18 protein-coding genes are annotated in these 20,149 nt (G+C 61.4%); 14 read left to right on the forward strand and 4 right to left on the reverse strand.

Features of this window, described 5'->3' with window-relative positions:
* Positions 1-67: 67 nt before the first annotated feature.
* On the reverse strand, positions 68-715 hold the full coding sequence (locus TM49_RS23095; RefSeq protein WP_082074775.1) for a LexA family transcriptional regulator: 648 nt from the start codon (positions 713-715) through the stop codon (positions 68-70).
* Between the two features lie 782 nt (positions 716-1,497).
* Here TM49_RS23095 and TM49_RS16110 point away from each other — a divergent pair.
* The 14 genes from TM49_RS16110 (at position 1,498) to TM49_RS16170 (ending at position 15,438) form a co-directional block, all read left to right on the forward strand.
* Entirely contained in the window at positions 1,498-2,001 is a 504-nt protein-coding gene (locus TM49_RS16110; RefSeq protein ID WP_045682771.1) for a hypothetical protein, read from the forward strand.
* Complete coding sequence (locus tag TM49_RS16115; RefSeq protein ID WP_045682772.1) at positions 1,998-2,243, forward strand: hypothetical protein; 246 nt, start codon at positions 1,998-2,000, stop codon at positions 2,241-2,243. Before TM49_RS16110 ends, TM49_RS16115 begins: the two co-directional genes overlap by 4 nt.
* On the forward strand, positions 2,240-2,749 hold the full coding sequence (locus tag TM49_RS16120; protein WP_045682773.1) for a GcrA family cell cycle regulator: 510 nt from the start codon (positions 2,240-2,242) through the stop codon (positions 2,747-2,749). The genes TM49_RS16115 and TM49_RS16120 overlap by 4 nt, the downstream gene beginning before the upstream one ends.
* Positions 2,743-3,486 (forward strand): hypothetical protein, encoded by a 744-nt coding sequence (locus tag TM49_RS16125; RefSeq protein WP_244464740.1) that lies wholly within the window; start codon positions 2,743-2,745, stop codon positions 3,484-3,486. Before TM49_RS16120 ends, TM49_RS16125 begins: the two co-directional genes overlap by 7 nt.
* Entirely contained in the window at positions 3,483-4,244 is a 762-nt protein-coding gene (locus tag TM49_RS16130; protein WP_045682775.1) for a hypothetical protein, read from the forward strand. The genes TM49_RS16125 and TM49_RS16130 overlap by 4 nt, the downstream gene beginning before the upstream one ends.
* Complete coding sequence (locus tag TM49_RS23485; protein ID WP_144409585.1) at positions 4,244-4,687, forward strand: hypothetical protein; 444 nt, start codon at positions 4,244-4,246, stop codon at positions 4,685-4,687. The genes TM49_RS16130 and TM49_RS23485 overlap by 1 nt, the downstream gene beginning before the upstream one ends.
* Before the next feature lie 558 nt (positions 4,688-5,245).
* Positions 5,246-5,749 carry a hypothetical protein gene (locus tag TM49_RS16135; RefSeq protein WP_144409586.1) on the forward strand — a complete coding sequence of 168 codons (504 nt, stop codon included), beginning with the start codon at positions 5,246-5,248 and terminating at the stop codon, positions 5,747-5,749.
* Positions 5,736-6,479: a hypothetical protein gene (locus TM49_RS16140; protein ID WP_045682777.1), complete on the forward strand. Its 744-nt coding sequence runs from the start codon at positions 5,736-5,738 to the stop codon at positions 6,477-6,479. Before TM49_RS16135 ends, TM49_RS16140 begins: the two co-directional genes overlap by 14 nt.
* 23 nt (positions 6,480-6,502) lie before the next feature.
* Positions 6,503-7,144, forward strand: coding sequence for a transcription termination/antitermination protein NusG (gene nusG / locus TM49_RS16145; protein WP_158498651.1), 642 nt, complete (start codon positions 6,503-6,505; stop codon positions 7,142-7,144).
* Positions 7,145-7,762: 618 nt separating this feature from the next.
* The gene (gene kdpA, locus TM49_RS16150; protein ID WP_045682779.1) at positions 7,763-9,439 is read left to right on the forward strand and encodes a potassium-transporting ATPase subunit KdpA; all 1,677 of its coding nucleotides are present in this window, start codon (positions 7,763-7,765) and stop codon (positions 9,437-9,439) included.
* Between the two features lie 27 nt (positions 9,440-9,466).
* A complete protein-coding gene (kdpB, locus tag TM49_RS16155) occupies positions 9,467-11,491 on the forward strand; it encodes a potassium-transporting ATPase subunit KdpB (protein ID WP_045682780.1) in 2,025 nt (674 codons plus the stop codon).
* 11 nt (positions 11,492-11,502) lie between these two features.
* Positions 11,503-12,081: a potassium-transporting ATPase subunit KdpC gene (kdpC, locus tag TM49_RS16160; RefSeq protein ID WP_045685356.1), complete on the forward strand. Its 579-nt coding sequence runs from the start codon at positions 11,503-11,505 to the stop codon at positions 12,079-12,081.
* A gap of 10 nt (positions 12,082-12,091) precedes the next feature.
* Complete coding sequence (locus tag TM49_RS16165) at positions 12,092-14,758, forward strand: sensor histidine kinase (RefSeq protein ID WP_045682782.1); 2,667 nt, start codon at positions 12,092-12,094, stop codon at positions 14,756-14,758.
* Positions 14,758-15,438 (forward strand): response regulator, encoded by a 681-nt coding sequence (locus TM49_RS16170; protein WP_045682784.1) that lies wholly within the window; start codon positions 14,758-14,760, stop codon positions 15,436-15,438. The genes TM49_RS16165 and TM49_RS16170 overlap by 1 nt, the downstream gene beginning before the upstream one ends.
* 646 nt (positions 15,439-16,084) lie before the next feature.
* Here the strand turns inward: TM49_RS16170 and TM49_RS16175 are convergent.
* The 3 genes from TM49_RS16175 to TM49_RS16180 all read right to left on the reverse strand — a co-directional run bounded on the left by TM49_RS16175 (position 16,085) and on the right by TM49_RS16180 (position 20,148).
* Complete coding sequence (locus TM49_RS16175; protein ID WP_045682786.1) at positions 16,085-17,290, reverse strand: toll/interleukin-1 receptor domain-containing protein; 1,206 nt, start codon at positions 17,288-17,290, stop codon at positions 16,085-16,087.
* A gap of 452 nt (positions 17,291-17,742) precedes the next feature.
* Positions 17,743-18,525 (reverse strand): HNH endonuclease family protein, encoded by a 783-nt coding sequence (locus tag TM49_RS23100; protein ID WP_082074777.1) that lies wholly within the window; start codon positions 18,523-18,525, stop codon positions 17,743-17,745.
* 3 nt (positions 18,526-18,528) lie between these two features.
* Positions 18,529-20,148 carry an AAA family ATPase gene (locus TM49_RS16180; protein ID WP_045682787.1) on the reverse strand — a complete coding sequence of 540 codons (1,620 nt, stop codon included), beginning with the start codon at positions 20,146-20,148 and terminating at the stop codon, positions 18,529-18,531.
* Position 20,149: the final 1 nt, after the last annotated feature.

Here is a 20,149-nt window from a genome sequence, read left to right on the forward strand (position 1 = left end):
TGACCTCCCATCCCGGGGATCTTCTCAGAGTAGGTTGTTTGGTAAGGAAGAGCGGCGATTCCCGCTTTCACATCTCTAGCACTGTCCGCCGCACACGTCCGATCACTCGGATAGGGTCTTCGAGATCCGGCGGGGAGACGTCGTGATATGAGGCTGGATGAAAAGGAGGGTCTTCGTTAGGGCGATAGCGTTTGTAGGTAGTTGCCCCGGTTTCGTCGCAGACCACATAGCAAGCATTTGGCACTAGACGCCGATCATCCAGATTGACAAAAATGATCGATTCCGGCGGAGAAACCTTATTCATTGAATCACCTTCGACCCGCAAGGCAATCCAGCGACCCTGCGGTAAATCGATCGCAGGAATAGTCGGGTAATCGGTCAACCTGAATACCGCGCTTTGATCGGTAAGTTGGCCCGCACTGACGAATGAAATAAGCGGAACATCTGCAATATTGGGGAGCGGCTGGTTTTGATCGCGCATCTCGCCACGACCAAAATAAAGCCAGTCAAAAGACACACCAAAAACCTTGGCGTATTCTCGACCGGTAGTTACGGAAAAACCGTTAGAACCGCGTTCATGTGACTTATAAGTATTCTCGTTCCACCCAAAGCGTGTAGAGAGTTTGCGATACCCGCCTAAATTGGACGCTTCGCGGGCGATCTTCAAACGTTCGGCACGTTCGCGCTTTTCAATCTGTTCATTTCGATTGCTCATTGCTGTGCCTGTTGTTCGCGTATAGTTGCGAATTGTACCTATTTCGTAGGTATCTGTAACACCCATATCGCTTGACATTTGTGGGTGGGAATGGCACCTATTACGTATGACGCATTCTGAAATCATCCTGAAATGGCCCTCGATCGCGGAATTTGGGCGCGACATCGGCGTCTCTTATGAGGCTGCGAAGGCCATGCGACGTCGAGGGAGTATTCCCGCTCAGTACTGGGTGCGGACAGTCAATGCTGCGCGCCGCAGGCAAATAGATGGAGTGGATGTCGCCATCTTGGCGAGACTCGTCGCATGCCACTTGTCAGAAACACTGGGGTTGGCGGTACCTGAGTGACACAATGTCTCCGATACATCTCTCCCCATACCGCATATGCCACGCCGGCATCGAAGACACCTTGCCGACCCTGTGCCGGCAATGCCGTACCTCTGTGCGGAGCCTCGCACATGGCATGGCTCTTTCCTTCTCCCATTCGCGCGCACCGGGCACCACCTGCCCGAGGCTGCGCGCGGCGCGGACCCGGCGATCTCCTCCCGGCCGGCCCGCGCGGGGTGCGCCGGAGCGGGCCATGTGGGTGCCTGCTCCGGCGCTGGTGCCCGTCAATCGCTGCGGGCGCCGCCCCATCGTTCTCGTGTCCTTCCCGGCTGCACCCGCCGTAGGCGCTCCATCCGACTGACCTGACCCTAAACCGCGATCCCCCGTCCCGCCATGGGAAACGACGCCGGGCCTTTCCCGGCGCGCATGGCTTTTGTTGTTTTCGAAAGGGAGAGACATGGCCGAAGAGCCCTCCATCGATCCGTTCATCCTGACCATCCGCTGCGCCCAGCGCGACCTGATCAAAAGGGCAGGGGGGATCGAGCGCGTTGCCCTGATCACCAACCGCTCGACCAGTGCCGTCGGCCGCTGGAACGGCAAGCGCGATACCGACATCATGCCGATCCCGGTGGTCAGGATCCTGGAAGAGGATACCGATGCACCATTGGTGACCGAGGCGATGGCCGCGGCTGCCGGTCGCAGACTGACGGAATCGGATGAGCGCAGCAGGACGGCACTGTCGCTGATCCAGTGCATGGCGGGCGATCAGGCCAGCGAAGGCGAGCTGATGAGCACGATCCTCGAAGCACTGGCCGACGGTCATGTGACGCCGACCGAGGCGCAGCTCTGCCTGCAGAAGCTCTCCGACAAGGAAATCAGCGAGGATCGGCTGAAGCGCTGCCTGATCGGCGCGATTGCCGGCGGTGGTCTTTCGGTGATCGACGGAAAAACCGGCCGATGACGGGCACAGATCTTTCGCCACGCATCTCCTGCCATCTCGTCTCGGTGGCCGGGTTCAGCTTTTGCCGCTGCGGCTGGAGCGATCATCCGATGATCGAGGCGCCCTGTGCGGATGCACAGGAGGAGGCCGAAGATGCGGCCATCCGCAGGATGATCGAAAGCGGCACAGACTGGCGGCCGCGTGAAGTCTTTCTGGCGGACGGATCCGGCCTGACGCCCGGTCGGAAGGCTGGTGCAGCATGAAGTACTGGGACCGTCAGGAGATCGAGGCAATGGCCGCGATGCGCCGGGATGGCAAGGCGCTGACGGCGATTGCCAAAGCGTGGGGTGTCTCGCGCATGGTCGTTGCCGGCATTGCCCGCCGCAATCCGGACCTGTTTCCCGTCAGGGAGAGGAAGACCGAAGCGGAGAAGGCAGCCGCCATCGAGGCCGAACGCAAGGCGAAGGCGGCAAGGCTTCTGGCAAGGCGGAAGAAGAAGCCTGCACCCGCTGCCATCGATGCCCCGATCCGCAGGCAGGTGCCGATCGAGGCCTATGACACACAGCACATGCAGCTGCCTGGCAGTCCCACCGTGCCGTTCATCGACTGCGGCGAATTCCGCTGCCGGCTGGTGCTGACCCCGGGCGGCGAACGGCTCGGTCCGGATGCACCCTGCTGTGGGCGACCGGTGGCAGAAGGTGCTGCCTACTGCCCGGAACACCAGAAGCTGATGTACCGCCCTTACGAGAGGAGGACACCGGCATGGTGATGGCATCGCCTTCCTCACCTCCGATGCGGATCCTGATCGGCTGCGAGACCTCGGGCGTTGTCCGTCGGGCCTTTGCAGCGCTCGGTCATGACGTCTGGTCGTGCGATCTGTTGCCAGCCGAAGATGGCAGCAACCGTCACATGGTCTGCGATATCCGCGAGATCCTCAATGACGGCTGGGACCTGCTGGCAGTGATGCATCCGCCCTGCACACGGCTCTGCAACAGCGGGGTGCGCTGGCTGTCGGGTCCGCCAACCAATCCGCCGGGCGAGACCACGGCCGACGAGAAACAGGCATGGCCGTCGCTCTCCACCGAAGCCCGCCGCATCATCATGTGGCGGCTTCTCGATGAAGGGGCGTCCCTGTTCTCGGCCTGCTGGAATGCACCCATCGAACGGATCGCCGTGGAAAACCCTGTGATGCACCGGCATGCCAAGGCCCGGATTGCAGGCTATGCCCCGCCGGCCCAGACGGTTCAGCCGTGGTGGTTCGGCGATCAGGCGTTCAAGGCGACCTCGCTCTATCTGCGTGGCCTGCCGAAACTGACACCGACCGACAGGCTGACCCCGCCGAAGCCCGGCACGGACGAGCACCGCCGCTGGTCGATTGTCCATCGTGCTCCACCCGGAGCGGACCGCTGGCGGCTGCGCTCCCGGACATATCCGGGCATTGCAGCTGCGATGGCAGCGCAATGGGGCGGTTATGCAGAGGGCGCCATGCGGGAGACCTCCGCATGAGCACCACGGCAACACACACCCAGACACCCGTCCGCCACTTCGAGCGCACCACCGTCGCGCACGGCAGCAGCATGGCCGCAGCCCTGCGGATCGTCTGCGGCTGCTGCGAGGCGAGCGGCTACGCGATCCTCACCGCCACGCTCCGGCAGGCCCCACCCGAGGCGATCACGGATCACTTCCGCACCGGCGGCTGGAAGGTCGGCGCAACACCGGCAGACGACCGGTGCCCGGCCTGCCGGCGCAGAACCTCAGTCACAAACCGAACGAAAGGACAGGACATGGCAACCGCAAAGCCGCGAAAGGCTGCAACGAAGGCCTTCGCCGTCAAGGCAACGACAGCCCTCACAGCAGCCCCGGCGCCCACAGAGGCTATCACCACCGCACCGCAGGCAGACCCGCCACCGGCGATGGACCGGGAAGACCGGCGGATCATCACCGAGAAGCTGGATGACGTCTATGGTGATCGCGGCTATCGCGGATCCTGGACCGATGCGACACTCGCCCGGGATCTCAATGTCCCGCGGGCCTGGGTGAGCGACGTCCGCGAGGCCTTCTTCGGTCCGGAGGGCAGCAATCCGCTGCTCGACGAATACACGGCCGAGAAGGAAGGCTTTGACCGTCTCCATGCCGGCTTCATGGCTGCCCGCAAGGCCCACTGCGAGGAACATGACCGGCTGTTGAAGCTGGCGCTGGATCTTTCCGGCAAGGCCGACGAGATTGCCCGCATCGGCAAGCGGATCGAGCGGGAACTCGGCTGATGACCCCGGTTGCCGCCCTCATAGCCGATCTGGTGCGTGCAGGCGTCGATGCCGATCTGATCGGACGGACGGCTGCAGCGCTGGCCGAGCGCGAACCCGTGTTCGTGCCGGCAGGCGAAGAAACCGACGTGGTCGCAGAAGGCCATGGCGGCCGTTCGGCTGCGGCCAGACGGCAGGCACGTTATCGGGCACGGAGGGCGGCAAACCCTGATGCAGACCGTAACGCAGGCATAACGCGTTACGTAACGCGTGACGGTGAGCAGGATGCAGGCGATAACGGCGGAGCCCCTTCGATTGCGGGCGAACCGGCAGATCGGACCGCAGCCGGTGACCCCTCAGACCGTAACGCGGCGTTACGCTGCGTTACGGGTGACGTAACGCGTTACGGTGAGCTGCAAAAAGACACTTCCCCCCAAACCCCTATCAGAAAAATTCCCCCCTGAAAGAAAAGGCCCCTAAAGGGGCCCAAAAGAAAGCTCCCCCCATCGGGGCTGAAGCGGGTCTGTTTGCAGCAGAACCGGATGCCGGTCTCAACACCGGTCCCGGGGCAGGTCTCAGGGCCGACCTCGGAGGCGAACCGGAGAGGGCAGGGGCAACAGGCGACACCGTCAGCACCGGCAAGCGCCGGTCCCGTCGACACGGTGGCGATATCACCGGGCTGACGGCGGAGTTCGATGACGCTGTCTGGCCGATCTATCCGCAGAAGGTTGCCCGCAAGACGGCGCTGAAGGCATGGGCCTCGGCACGGCAGCGCGCCGACTTCGACACGATCATCGCCGGGCTGAAGCGCTATGTCGCCAAGACCGACGACCGGCCGTGGTGCAATCTCTCGACATGGCTCAATCAGGACCGCTGGACCGACAGGCCGGCCCCGGACCCCGTGTCCACGCCCGCCGCATCATCGGCCCGGTCGCCGCCATGGCCGCCATCACGCGCTGATCATCTGCGTGAACACCACAGGCGGGCGCAGGCATCCTTCGACAAACGCACAGGGCAGAACAATGGCAAACGAGATGCAGACATCATCGACATCGACAGAACTGACTGGACGGTTGAGGGCCGCACTTGAACCGGCAGGTGCACACCGCTCCGACCTGATGCTGGCGAAGCTGATGCAGTACGGCTTCATCCTCCCCGACAGCATCGATCCGGAGATGGCACCGGAACTTTATGCGGACGTGCTGAGGGACAAGCCTGTCGGTGCCATGCGCCGAGTGTTCGAGAACCTCAGGCTTGGCCGCTATGAGCGCTTCCGCTCCTTCCTGCCAAAACCGCCCGAACTCTCCGCCCTCGTCGATGACGCCSCCCGCCATGACCGGGAGATGCTGCGGATCGAGCGCGAGCGGGTGAGTGGCATCGAAGAACGCCGGCGGCTTTCCGCATCGCTCTCGCCGGAGGAGAAGCAGCGCCGCCGGGCAAAGGTGGAGCAGGTCCGGGCGATGATGGCGAAGGCGGCAGCCGCGCGGGCAATGCCAACCACAGGAGGCCACGATGACCGGCACTGACAGCGAAGACCGCAGGACACTCAGAAAGAGCTTCCTGAAGTTCTACCGGCAATGGCCGACCTTCGGCGATGACAGCGACGAGCGGGCCTTTGCCGAATGGCAGGGACTGACGGCAGAAGACCGGGAGAGGGCATCGACCCTGCTTCCGGCCTTCCTCACCCTTGCCGCGATGAAGGGCAGGGCGGTGAAGTTTGCTGCCAGCACCTATCTCCGGGACAGACGCTGGCAGGATGTGCCTGAAGGCATGGAAGCCCCGGCAACCGGCCCTGCCATGGCCGCGACCTTCGGCAAGGCGTGGATGGCCGAGCGCTTCATCCGGCTTTCAGAGCCCTGCACACCGCTGCCACCGCTCACCCGGTTCCAGGAGCATGAGATCGCAGCAGGCAGAACCGACCGCAGCGCCCTCCAGCATGAGCGGATGCAGAAGATGGGCTGGCCGTCGGTGAATGCGATGCATGACCAGGCGGTGCGCTATCCGGGCCGGGGTGTCCGGGTCCCGGCAGAAACGGTGCTGCTCGGATCGGACTTCGAGCCGGTGAAGGTTGGAAGCGATCTCTGGCTGGCATGGGAGCAGGAGCACAGGGCCCGCGGTTATCCGTGGCTGTCAGATACGGGCAGGGCGGAATGGATCTACTTCCCGCCGCTCGATGACGGCACCCCGGCAACGGCGCTCAACGGCTTCTTCGACAGGTTACAGCGGATCGGACAAAGCGAGGCGGCAGCACAATGATGGTGGCGGGGACGGTGGCGAAGATGATGACGAGCAGCATGGAAGCGGAGCTCGGTGAACGCAGTCTGCGCAAGCTGGAACGTGACGATGCGCTCCGGCGGATGCGGTGGGACGAGCAGGGGGCGCTAGCCTCCGATACCGAAAGCGACACGGCCTGCTGGTATGTGGCCGTTGTTCATCCGGGTCATGAGCAGGAGACGGAGGCAGCCCTTAAGGCGATCGGGGCCGAGGCACTGGTACCGATGCGCCGGGGTAAGAGACGCAAGCGCCGTGGCAGGCTGCTGCCGCCGCAGGACGAGGTGCTGATGACCGGCTATGTCCTCGTCCGTTTCGTCAGCACTGCGAAGGCGCTGAGAGGGCTGTTGAGGCAGGAGCATGTGACGGCGATCCTCGGGGGATGGGAGACGCCCTATGCGCTCAAGGCCGATGCCATCGAAGCTCTCCTGCGCAAGGCGGACAATGGCGCTTTCGATTATGAGCGGCAAAGCGATGTGCAGGTCGTTGCCGGCGACAGGGTGACGGTCGAGGACGGGATATTCGCCGGGCAGGTCGGGACTGTGGTGACGCCCAACACCACGGGCAAGGGTGATGTCGTGATCGAGGTCGACCTGTTTGGACGGATGACGCCGATGGTCGTGCCGTTGGCATCGATCAGCAAAGAGTAGTCCAATGGCTGGATTGCCGCGGTAGTTTATGAGTTGCTAAATCATCGCGTTCCCGGCGTGCAGAATCAGAGCTTCTGACTGAGTGCCTGGGACGGGTGCAGAGGGGCGGATCGTTTCGGCGGTCCGCCCTTTGATTTACCGGGTTCGCCAGCCTTCAGAAAACGGCGGGTCCTTCCCAGCACCCTTGCCCTTGCGGGTATTTGGCACCGCGCGGGTTGCCCAGTCTGAGGCTAAATTCGAAGCCTAAAGTCGGGGCTAAAGTTTAGGCGAGGCTAAAGATAAGCAGTTTCGCTTCGCGAGAGGAACGCATACCGCGAATTTTTCTGTCTGTGTTTTTACGCATATTTTACACACCGCCCATGCATTCCTCATGGCATTTTTACGGCGGACTGCACGATCTCCAAGTGATCAATTTCAGGAGATCCTCATGGCTGATCTGATTTATCTGGCGCTTGCCGCAACCGGCTTCGCAGCGTTCTGCGCCGCCGTCCTGTTTACAGCAAGACTGTGAGGGGCGGGATGTTTGACCTTGTGCTTGGCGCCGCGGTCGCCGCGGCCATCTTCGCCTTTCTCACGCTGGCGCTTCTGCGTCCCGGCCGGTTTTGAAGGAGAGGCTTAATGAGCGACCTTTCCGGATTTCTGCTTTATGGCGTCGTCCTCGTGGCGGCGGCATCGGCGCTGGCCGTCCATATGGCCGCCGTCTACGACGGCAGGCGGCACGTCATGTCGCCGGTTCTCGGCTTTGCCGAACGGCGTATCTATCGGTTCGCGGGGGTCAATACCAGCCGGCCGCAGGGCGTCCGTTCCTACGCGCTTTCGGTGCTCGCGCTGAACTTCGCCGGCTTCCTTCTCCTTTACGCGGTTCTGCGGCTGCAGCCTCTGCTGCCGTTCAACCCGGATGGCATCGGGCCGGTTTCGCCGGCGATCGCCTTCAACACCGCCATCAGTTTCGTCACCAACACCAACTGGCAGGCCTATTCCGGCGAAGCGCAGCTTTCCTATTTTTCGCAGATGGTCGGCCTGACCGTCGAGAACTTCCTGTCCGCCGCGACCGGCATGGCCGTCGCCGTCGCCGTCATCCGCGGTTTTTCGGGCAAGGGGCTTGGCAATTTCTGGGTCGATGCCACGCGTTCGGTGCTCTATATCCTGCTGCCGCTTTCCCTTCTGCTGGGACTGTTCCTGGCGTTTCAGGGCGTGCCGCAGACGCTTTCGGGGGCGGCGCATGTGACCACGCTCGAGGGTGTCGAGCAGGTCATCGCGCGCGGGCCGGCTGCGAGCCAGATCGCGATCAAGCAGCTCGGCACCAATGGCGGCGGCTTCTTCGGCGTCAATTCGGCGCATCCGTTCGAAAATCCGACGGTGCTCTCCGATCTGGCGCAGACGCTCGCGATCCTGCTGATCCCGGTCGCCTTCTGTTTCCTGTTCGGCCGCATGGTCTCCGACCGGCGCCAGGGCAGGGCGATCTTCGCGGCCATGGCCGTGATGTTCGTCGCCGGGCTTCTCGTCATCCATTTTTCGGAGCTCGCCGGCAATCCGCTGATCGGCGCGGGCGCCAATATGGAAGGCAAGGAGATGCGGTTCGGCGCAGCACTCTCCGCGCTGTGGGCGGAAGCGACGACGGCCGCTTCCAACGGCTCGGTCAACGCCATGCATGACAGCTTTATGCCCCTCTCCGGTCTTGTGATGCTGATCAACATGCAGATCGGCGAGGTGATCTTCGGCGGTGTCGGCGCCGGGCTTTACGGCATGTTGCTTTATGTCGTGCTCACCGTGTTTCTGGCCGGCCTGATGGTCGGGCGCACGCCGGAATATCTCGGCCGCAAGATCGAGGCGAAGGAAGTGACGCTTGCCGTCATCGCCTTCCTGTCGATGCCAATCGGCATCCTCGCGGGCGGCGCGCTCACCGCCGTCGTGCCGGCCGCGCTTGCCTCGGTGCAGGATGGCGGGCCGCACGGGCTTTCGGAGATCCTCTACGCCTACTCCTCCGCTGTCGGCAACAATGGATCCGCCTTCGCGGGCTTTGGTGCCGCAACCACCTGGCAGACGACGGCGCTCGGCGTGCTGATGCTGTTCGGCCGTTATGCAATCATCGTGCCGATGCTAGCGATCGCCGGGTCGCTGAGCGCGAAGCGGGCAAGTCCGGCATCGACCGGAAGCTTTCCGACCCATGGTCCGCTGTTTGTCGCGCTGCTGGTGATCACCGTCGTCGTTCTCGGCGCGCTGACCTTCTTCCCTGTGCTCGCGCTGGGGCCGATCGCCGAGCAGACGGCGCTTCATGCCGGCCAGACTTTTTGAAACCATCTTCCCTCAAGGACATGACCGATGTCTCACGCTGAAGCGGCTCAAAAGGGCCTTTACGGACAGGCGCTGAAGGCGGCCTTCCTCAAACTTTCCCCGCGCGCGCTCGCCGGCAACGCCGTGATCTTCGTCACCGCGCTGGTGGCGCTGATGACCACGGCTCTCGCGCTGCGCGATCTTGCCGCCGGCGCCGCGGATGCCGGCATCAGCCTGCAGATCGCGCTCTGGCTCTGGATCTGCGTGCTGTTTGCCAATTTTGCCGAGGCGCTCGCCGAGGGGCGCGGCAAGGCCCGGGCCGACAGCCTGCGCGCGACCAAGGCGGAAACCATGGTCCGCCTGATGTCCGCGCCAGATGACTTAAGCCCGCGCACCGTGCCGTCGGGCACGCTGAAGGCCAGCCAGTTGGTGCTGGTGGAGGCGGGCGACATCATTCCGACGGATGCGGAAGTCATCCGCGGCACGGCCTCCGTCGACGAAAGCGCGATCACCGGCGAGAGCGCGCCGGTCATCCGCGAATCCGGCGGCGATCGCTCGAGCGTGACCGGCGGCACAAGGATCGTCTCCGACAGCCTCGTCATCCGCATCGTCGCCGAACCCGGCAGGAGCTTCCTCGACCGCATGATCGCCATGGTCGAAGGCGCCGAGCGCCAGAAGACGCCGAACGAGATCGCCCTCAACATCCTGCTTGCCGGCCTGACGCTGATCTTCCTGATCGTCGTCGTCACGCTGGAGCCGTTCGCGCGCTATTTCGGACTGGTGATCCCCGTGATCACGCTCGCGGCACTGTTCGTGACGCTGATCCCGACCACGATCGGCGGTCTTTTGTCGGCGATCGGTATCGCCGGCATGGACCGGCTGGTGCGCGCCAATGTGATCGCCAAATCCGGCCGCGCCGTCGAAGCCGCCGGTGATGTCGATACGCTGCTTCTCGACAAGACCGGCACGATCACCTTCGGAAACCGCATGGCCGATGCCTTGATCCCGGCAGCGGGCGTCAGCTCACGCGAACTGGCGGAATCAGCCTTCCTGGCTTCGCTCGCGGACGAGACGCCGGAAGGTAAGTCGATCGTGATCCTTGCCGCAAGGCAGGCGTCCGATCTTGACAGGAGGGCAGGGGACGGCGGCACGCCGGTTGCGTTCTCGGCCAGCACCAGGCTTTCCGGTCTTGATCTCGATGGAAGGCGTCTGCGCAAGGGGGCGGTTGACGCCATGGAGAGGTTCACCGGCGCTTCCGTCGATCCGGCCCTCCGGGCGGCGATCGAGGAGATCGCACGTTCGGGCGGCACGCCGCTGCTAGTGGCGGAAGGCAGCCGCATTCTCGGCGCGGTGCACCTGAAGGACATCATCAAGCCCGGCGTGCGCGAGCGCTTTGCCGAATTGCGCGCGATCGGCATCCGCACGGTGATGATCACCGGCGACAACCCGCTGACGGCGGCCGCAATTGCGGCGGAAGCCGGCGTCGACGATTTCCTGGCCGAGGCGACGCCGGAAATGAAGCTCGACTTCATCCGCCAGCAACAGGCCGGCGGCCGGCTGGTCGCGATGTGCGGTGACGGCTCGAATGACGCGCCGGCGCTCGCCCAGGCCGATGTCGGCGTCGCGATGAATTCCGGAACGCTTGCTGCCAAGGAGGCGGCGAACCTGATCGATCTCGACAGCGACCCGACCAAGCTTATCGAGGTGGTGATGGTCGGTAAGCAGTTGCTGATCTCGCGCGGCGCTCTCACGACGTTCTCGATCGCCAACGACGTCGCGAAGTATTTCGCGATTCTTCCGGCGATCTTCATGGCTGCGTTTCCGGGCCTCGCGATCCTCAACGTGATGAGGCTTTCGACGCCCCAGAGCGCGATCCTTTCGGCGGTGATCTTCAATGCACTGGTCATCGTCGCGCTCATTCCGCTGGCGCTTCGCGGCGTGCGCTACCAGCCGGCGAGCGCCGCCGCATTGCTTCGACGCAACCTCACGATCTACGGGCTTGGCGGCCTCGTCGTCCCATTCGTCGGCATCAAGCTGATCGATCTCGCCGTCACCGCCATCGGCCTCGCATAAGGAGAACCATGATGCTCGACCTCATCAGGCCCGCCATCGGCCTCACCATTGTCATGACCGTGCTCACCGGCATGGCCTACCCGCTGGCGATGACGGGGATCGCCCAGACGCTGTTTCCCGCAAGGGCGGAGGGAAGTCTCGCCATCCGTGACGGAAAGGCCATCGGCTCGGCCCTGATCGGACAGGAATTCAGCGAGGCCCGGTACCTGCATCCGCGCCCCTCGGCTGTCGGATACGATGCGGCGGCGGCGGGCGCTTCCAATCTTGGCCCGACCTCCGCCGAACTGATTTCTGCTGTCAACGAACGACGCCGTGTGTGGGAGACGGAAAACGGCGGAGCCGCCCCCGTCGACGCCGTCACGACCTCGGCTTCCGGTCTCGATCCCGACATTTCCATCGACAACGCACTCGGGCAGGTGGAACGCATCGCCGCCGCGCGCGACATTTCGGCGCTCGATGTCGAGCGGCTTCTGGCGGAGGCGGTCGAACGTCCTTTCCTCGGCCTCTACGGCACGGTCCGGGTCAACGTTCTGGCGGTCAACCTGGCGCTTGACAAGGCTTATCCCGTGGCGCCAGTTCAGGCGAAATGAGGATGCATGCATGCCCGAACAGACGCGGCCGGACCCCGAAGCGCTTCTGCCGGCCGCCAAACGCGAGGGACGGGGGCGGCTGAAGATTTTTCTCGGCGCAGCACCGGGCGTGGGCAAGACCTATGCGATGCTCGATGCGGCCGCGAGGCTGGCGCGATCGGGCACCCATGTGCTGGTCGGCCTCGTCGAGACCCACGGCCGGGCGGAGACCGAGGCCATGCTCCACGACCTCACCGTCCTGCCGCGCCGGCCGTTCTTTCACAATGGCCGTATCCTGCACGAGCTGGACGTAGACGCCCTGATCGCGGCCCGCCCGGATCTCGCGCTGATCGATGAGCTGGCCCATTCCAACCTCTCCGACAGCCGGCACCAGAAACGCTGGCAGGATGTCGAGGACGTGCTGGCGGCCGGCATCGACGTCTTCACCACGCTCAATGTCCAGCATGTCGAGACGCTGAACGACATGGTGGCACGGATCACCGGCGTTCGGGTGCGAGAGACCGTGCCTAACCGGATCCTCGCCGAGGCGGACGAGATCGAGCTGATCGACCTGCCGCCGGACGAACTAATTGAACGCCTGCGCGCCGGCAAGGTCTATGTCGAGGACCAGGCGGCGAGGGCGGTCGCGAACTTCTTCGCCAAGGGCAATCTCACGGCGCTCAGGGAACTGGCGCTGCGCACCGCCGCCGACCGGATCGACCGGCAGCTTCAGGAGCACATGGCCGCCCATGCGATCGCCGGACCATGGCCGACCCAGGAGCGGATCATGGTGGTGATGCCGCAGGAGGCGTCCGGCCAGGATGTCATTCGTGCGGGCAAGCGGGCTGCCGACAGGGCAAGGGTCGAATGGCTCGCGCTTGGCATATCGCGGCTCAGGGAAGGACGCCCGTCTGCCGGCGGCGCCAACACGCTGCGGCTCGCCGAACAGCTCGGCGCCCGCATTTCCCTTCTGGAGGTCGAGGACGACGGCGCGACCGAGGTGATCGCCCGTGCCGGACGCGAGAACGTGCGGCGCATTCTTATGCCGCGTCCACGCCGGCGGACACTGTTCGCCCGCCTGATGCGGCCGAGCCTGCACGAGCGTCTCTATGACGGGCTGCTGCGCAAGGCCGGGGATTTCGAACTAACACTGGTGAGCGAGGAGGCCGTGGCATCGCCGGCCAAAGCCGAGCCGGTTCGGGTTTCCGAACCTTTTTCGCTGCGGCAAATCGCGATCGTTACCGGGGCCTTGGGCGTTACGACCGGCATCGCCGCGCTGCTCCGGCCGGTGTTCCCGATCACCAGCCTTTCGCTCCTGTTCATGACCGTCGTGGTGGCGGTCGCCGCAAGGATGGGACGGAAGCCAGCGCTGGTTGCGGCGGGCCTGAGTTTTCTCTGTTTCAATTTCTTCTTCACCGAGCCTCTCTACACCCTGCGCATATGGGACCAGACCCAGTTCCTTACCCTGGTGCTGCTGGTAATTTCGTCGATGCTGACCGGAAACCTGGCGGCGCGGCTGCGCGAACGCGTGATAGCGCAGAAGGCGGCCGCCGAGCGGACGGCCAAGCTTTACGAATTTTCCCGCAGGGCTGCCGCCGCGGCATCCTTCGGCGATGTCGTCTGGGCGGCCGTCAGCCATGTCTCCGCCGTTCTGGGCGGTCATGCGGTGCTTCTGGCACCCGTCGGCAATGGCAGGCTCGATATCGTCGGTTCGTCGCCGGCCGAGGATCACCTACCGGCGCGCGAGATGACGGCAGCCCGCTACAGTTTCGAGCACGGCGAACCCACCGGGCGCGGCTCGAGCACGCTGCCGGCCGTCGACTGGCTGTTCCTGCCGCTCGTCGCCTCCGACAGGTGTATCGGCGTTCTCGGCGTGCGCAGCGAGGACGGCAACGCCGCGCTCGCCGGTGAACGCGGGCTTGCCGAAGCGCTTGCGGATCAGGTCGCGCTGGCGCTGGAACGCATCCGGCTTTCGGAGGACCTCGCCCAGACACGCGTCAGCTCGGAGGCCGAGCGCCTGCGTACGGCGCTGCTGTCCTCGGTTAGCCACGATCTGCGCACGCCGCTGGTATCCATCCTCGGCGCGGCCGAAAGTCTGGAGAACCCGGGCCTCACTGATCACGCACGCGGCATCCTCACCGAAACCATCCGCGACGAGGGCGAGCGGCTCGACCGCTATATCCAAAACCTGCTCGACATGACCCGGCTCGGGCACGGCGCGCTGAAGTTGAGGACGAGCGCGACCGATCTCAGGGAACTGGCGGGGGCTGCGCGGCGGCGCCTCGGTGGCCCGCTCAGGGACCATCCGCTCGAGATCGGCATTGCCGAGGATCTGCCGGCGGCGGATATCGATCCGCTGCTGATCGAACAGGTGCTGATCAACATCCTCGACAATGCCGCCAAATATTCGGGCATCGGTTCGGCGATCTATCTCGGGGCGGATCTTACCGGGAACGCCATCACCGTCTGGATCGAGGATGACGGACCCGGTTTTCCTCCGGAAGCGATGCATCATGTCTTCGATATGTTCTGGCGGGCGGAGCAGGGGGACGGGATGCCAATGGGTGCCGGCCTTGGCCTCGCCATTTGCCGTGGTATCGTCGAGGCGCATGGCGGAACGATTTCGGCGGGCGCGGCGCATGCGCGTGGCCGCGGCGCCCGCATAGAATTCACCGTTCCGCTGGCCGGGAGGTCCTGATGAGCAATCGCATTCTGGTGGTCGATGACGAGCCGCCGATCCGGCGCTTCCTGCGAGTGGCGCTGGAGGCTGAGGGCTATCTCGTTCACGAGGCCGCAAGCGCAAGGGAAGGGATCGCGATCGCCGCCCGCGAGAATCCGGCCGCGATGATCCTCGATCTCGGCCTGCCGGATGCCGATGGCGTCTCGGTGCTCAAGGCAGTGCGGGAATGGTCGCCAATGCCGGTCCTGGTGCTTTCCGTCCGTTCTGATGAGGCGGGCAAGATCGCCGCGCTCGACGCCGGCGCTCAGGACTACGTGACCAAGCCGTTCTCGACGGGCGAACTTCTCGCCCGCCTGCGTGTTCTCTTGCGCGACCACGCCCGCGAGGCCGCACCTTCGACGATCGCACTCGGCGCTCTCGTGATCGACAGGGCCGACCACCGTGCGACGCTTTCCGGCGAGGACCTGCAGCTCACCCGTAAGGAGTTCGACCTGCTTTGGCTGCTGGCCAGCCATCAGGGTCGACTGGTGACGCAGGACATGATCCTGAAAGCGATCTGGGGACCGGCGCACACCCATGACACGCAATATCTGCGCGTCTATATCCGCCAGCTAAGGACCAAGCTCCGCGATGACGCCGCCGATCCGCACTGGATTTTTACAGAGCCTGGAGTAGGCTACCGTCTTGCGCACGGGTGATATCAACCGAAGCGTATAAGGGCGTTGCTAGAGGTCTATTTTGGGGCCGATTCCGGAATGGCGGCTGCTGGACAAACCGCGCAACTTAACCGACATTCTTCATGAAAATTTCTGCGGTAGCTTTTGGCCCCAAACCTGCATTTGGCCAGATCGATAGATGCCGCGCGGCAGCTTTAGCAAAGCTGGCCTTGCTTCTTCTTCGGAGGTTCCCCATCTAAATCACAGTGAATTTTCGAGGTCAGCGCTGATGACTTTGGGTTTCACCGTCGGAGATGTTGGGGCGTGGCTGTTCATCCTCTGGGCTTGCGTGGACTTGTACATCAATCTCACCCTGTCGATGGAGGACTTCATGAAAGCAACGTTTAAGACTGGTATGGATGCTCTCGCGGTTCTGTGGGCCTAGTTGGGTGAGCAGCCACGCCAACCACAAGATGGCGGATCGGCCTTCGGTTTGAGCTGGTAGACCGCGAGGGGGCGGTGCAAATCCGTCCCCCCACACCACAACGGCCCATAGCAGGCATTTATGTCGAGCCCCGAGAAGTTCCGCTGGCAGTCTATAAGACACGTGAAGTGTCTTCAGCAGGCATAGATGGACTCGCCTGCAGTGGTCCGGCAAAATTTCTGCTCGATGCGAAGTACTGAAGGTTTACTGCATGCTCTTCAGGAATCGGCGCATCTCGTCAGCCTTACCGACGATTCGGTAATATTCGAACTGTGGCTGGCCTGTTACCTTGTAATCCCGGATAAGGCCGCGTTCATGCAGGTACGTGGCAGCTGGATTAAGCCTGCGGGGATCCCAGCCGTATTGATCTGCAATTGACTTGCTGTCAGCGGGGAAGCTTTCATCATTCATAATATCAGCGGCAAGTTTTAGCGCATCTTCACGCGGGTCCCAATCCTTCCAGTGTCGGTCGAACTCGGTAAAGAGACAGGATCTTACCAGGACATGGAAATGGTTGTCTCTGAAGAAGGCAGAAAGCTCGTAGAGCGCGTCCTTGGTGTCTTCTTCCGTCAGGCCCGCTTCTTTCGCGAGCGGCCCGACATCAATCATCGGGTCCATGGAACAGCCATACTTCGTTGCCTCAACGAAATAGCGCGCGACGGCATTGGCTGCTGCCGAGTAACCGGTTTTCGTCTCCACCGATGCTCCGTGCGGTGCTTTGCCAAGAGGCGGTCTGCGACTGATGCCGTGGATGTCGTTTATGAGTTGCGTGATGTCTTCATCTGCCTTGATCTCGGGGGCGAGCATGCCGGAGAGCAGGGGCGGCAAAGCTGAGGGCTGAAGTTCATAGCGTACCGGAATGAATTTGCAGTTTCTGTTCAGTTTGCGCATGAGCCCGGCGTCCATTTCCTGATTGACCCACGGCTTCGAGATTGAATTTGGGGTCAACAACACCAAGAAATGTGTGCAGTTGCCAAGCCCTTCATCGATCTTCTGGCGCAGGCTGTCGCCCGCGCCAATGCACCATTCGGCCCACCAAGTATCGATACCGTTCGCCTGCAATGAAGTGGCAATGCGTTCGGCCAGTACACGATCGTCCCAAGTAAAGGACAAAAATGCGCGCGGTTCGCCCGTGACCTCTTCCTCCATAGCGTTTGTTCTTTCCTCGTCGCCTCCCATGCGGCGACGCACCAATTCAATCAGTTCGGGTGAGCCTTCGACATGCATGTGCAAGTCATCGCGACTGTCTCCGCGTATCACCACCGTCGGGAATTCTCCGGTCTCGGGATCGCGGATCGATCCGATCTTTTCCCTTATTTGCGCGGACAGGTTCTCCATTTCGGCTTGCATAAGCACGTCACCGATTTTATCAGGGTGCACCTTCTTTCCGCCAATCTCGAACTGGATCATTCATTTGTGCTCACGGGTTGCCAACGCATTGAAGAATAATCAACCCATCTACAAGCACAAGATATCTTTTAAGGAAGTTCAGAACCCGCGTAAGCACCGCACACGCAACCATAGCATCCCGTAGTAATGGTGACGACTGTCTCTTGCGCATCTTGGTCATCCGTCGGAAGTGCAGCGAGCGGCAGCTTTGCGGACCGGGTCGATAATCTCGGAATGACCGAAATGGCGGCGCTTTCCTGACCGACAGAGATGGGGCCGATTGCGGCCTGACTGCTTCACGACAGCCAACAAGATAAGTGGGCATCGCAACGCAAAGCCGAGTGAACCGCCGATGCTCTTTGGGATGTAGTCGACCAAGCCGCTAACATGTTGGAGCCGGAGAACTGCGCCAGCTACTTCATACATTGCGGGTAGGACCAGCAGTAAAGCAGAGGCACTCTGTAACCTACGCTTCAGGCAGAGCGAAGCAAATTCTCAACCCATAAAACATCTCGGCGGCCCGCCAAAATTCTTCGTGCAAAAGCCGACAACTCCGCACCTTCGGAGATATAATTTGCTAGAGCGCGAACATGTTCTGAAAATGAATTATCTAAATCGACATTCCCGGATTCTGTTTGCGGGAACAGTCTATCAGCTGCATCAATCTTGCGTGTTATCGACACGGCGAGCGTCTTGCGTTTGTCAACAAGATCAGCATGATCCAAGTGGTAAAGCCTGATTGATTCAGTTGCTCGCCTATAGCGACCGGCATGTGTCTCCTCAGAATATGTCGGGATAGGTCTTCCTGTCTCGTCAAAATCTACAAGGCCGGGTTCGTCGGGTTTGCACGGGTCCAAAAGAATTGGACCTTCATTTGCCTCCTCGGCGCAGCAAGTTGCTCGTCTCGTCTCATCGAGGAGGGGAAATTTTTCACCTTTACCACCTGTTCTCTCACTTTCTTTATCCGCCCGCACACTATTGCAGAATGTACATGCAAACCTATAGTTTGAGGGGCTGAATGCCGACCAAGGATATTTGCTCTTTGGTCGGAAGTGATCTACTGCACCATCAGAGCGTTCCTGCACAATCTCGCAATAATAACATTTATCATGTGAAAGCTTCATCAATGGCAGCTTTAGGTCGCGCCAAACATCTGAGTGATCCTTAATTTTTCCAGGATCATCTGCGATAGCGGCATCCGCGCGCGCCTGCCAGCCATCCGGTAACTTAAGCTGATCCAGATTAATATAGCGCACGTCTTAGTCCTCCCCCTTCTTCAAGGCATTCTCAACTAGACGGCGAGCTTTCTCAGCCTCACCAGGCAGCTCCTCCCTTTCACTTATTGGCGTCGCCTCCTGATCCAGCCTTCGCAATGCTTCTTTCAGTTCGGGATCGCGCACCTCATAGCGGAACCCATAAGTATGGAGCTCTTCATTGATTTCCTTCAGAGTTTTTCGGTCATCTTCACTAAGCACCTTCTGCCCGCTGAGATGGCGCTTCCTCGCAAGCAGGTCTTGAGTATGGGTGTCTAGTGCCGCGCTTAATCCAAACATCTCACTGGTCATTACACCCGCATAACCCATCCCACGCGGATGCGTATCCGGCTCCGCAGCCGAGATTGCCAGCGTTTCCTTATCGCGTGTAAGAATTTGCACTTGTTCTTTCTCAAGCTCAGCTACGGCAACAGGGTTGTGCGTCGCCAGAAGAACATGACTGCTCTGCTTCTCTGTCCCATTCACATTCAAGAAATTGCGGATATGCTGAAGATATTCGACGCTCCATCTCGGGTTCAGATGCGTATCAGGCTCGTCAAGCAGAAACAGGCTTTCTTCTTCCGCTGTGAAACGAAGCAACCCAAGCACGGTTAGCAGCTGCTGTTCGCCTTCGCTCAACTCACGGAAGGTGACCGACCCATCATTTTTCCGCAGTTTCACCCTAATCCGCACCTCGTCGATCAACTCAGAAACATAGGTGCTTTCCAAGTCTTGAAAAAACTGGGCGGTGCTCTTTCCGCCAGCCAGCTTGCGCAGTGCATCCAGGTCTTTCACGAAAAGATATAGGAACTCCAGTGTTCGCGAATTCCATAGACTGACCTTTTCTTTGCGAGTGATGCGCAATGGCGCAAGGGATATATCGTAAAGCGTAGCCAGAAAGTCGGACACGACGCCACGCGCATTCCAAAAGCGTGGATCGCCGTCCTTGGATGTCCATGAAGGCTGCCTAAGAACGAAGAGAACGGATTCGATCCCGCCCTCTTCAAGGCCAAGTTGCTCCTGCAAGAATTTGTCTGTCAACTCGGCATTGTTCACGATGAAAGACAGCAAAACAAAATTGCTATGAACAGGAAGCGCATAGAACAGACGCTTCAAGCCAGGATTTTTTCCAGCGCGAAGGTCTTTGTCGTATCGTTCGAGGTATTTAAGAAAGACCTCTTCCATCCTCTCGCTTTGGCCTGAATAATAGCCAAATACAAATTTCGGCAAATAACCGTCATCTGGATCACGCAATTTGGAAAGAGCCAGTGCTTCGCCAGTGGCCTCCTCAAAGCTGATAGCAGTTGGGGAAGGCCCGGCATTGGGACCATAGGGCGCGAGCTTAATACGATATGGCTCCTTGCCCCCTGGATCGGCATCAATACGGACCCATTTATCCCTGATTTGATAGCAAATTCGGTAGGCAAAGGACGGCTTGTTTTTGTTCCCCTTTGCATCCTCACCCATAATAAGGTCGCGGAAAAGAACTGTTGTCGCCTCCAGAACATTCGACTTGCCAGTCCCGTTCCTGCCAATCAATACGGTAATCAGATGCCCCTGAGCGAAGTCAATCGTCAGGTCTTTCAGGTTTTTATATTCGCCAATCCAGAGCCAATCGATACGCATG

The sequence above is a fragment of the Martelella endophytica genome (assembly GCF_000960975.1).
In the GTDB taxonomy this organism is placed as follows: domain Bacteria; phylum Pseudomonadota; class Alphaproteobacteria; order Rhizobiales; family Rhizobiaceae; genus Martelella; species Martelella endophytica.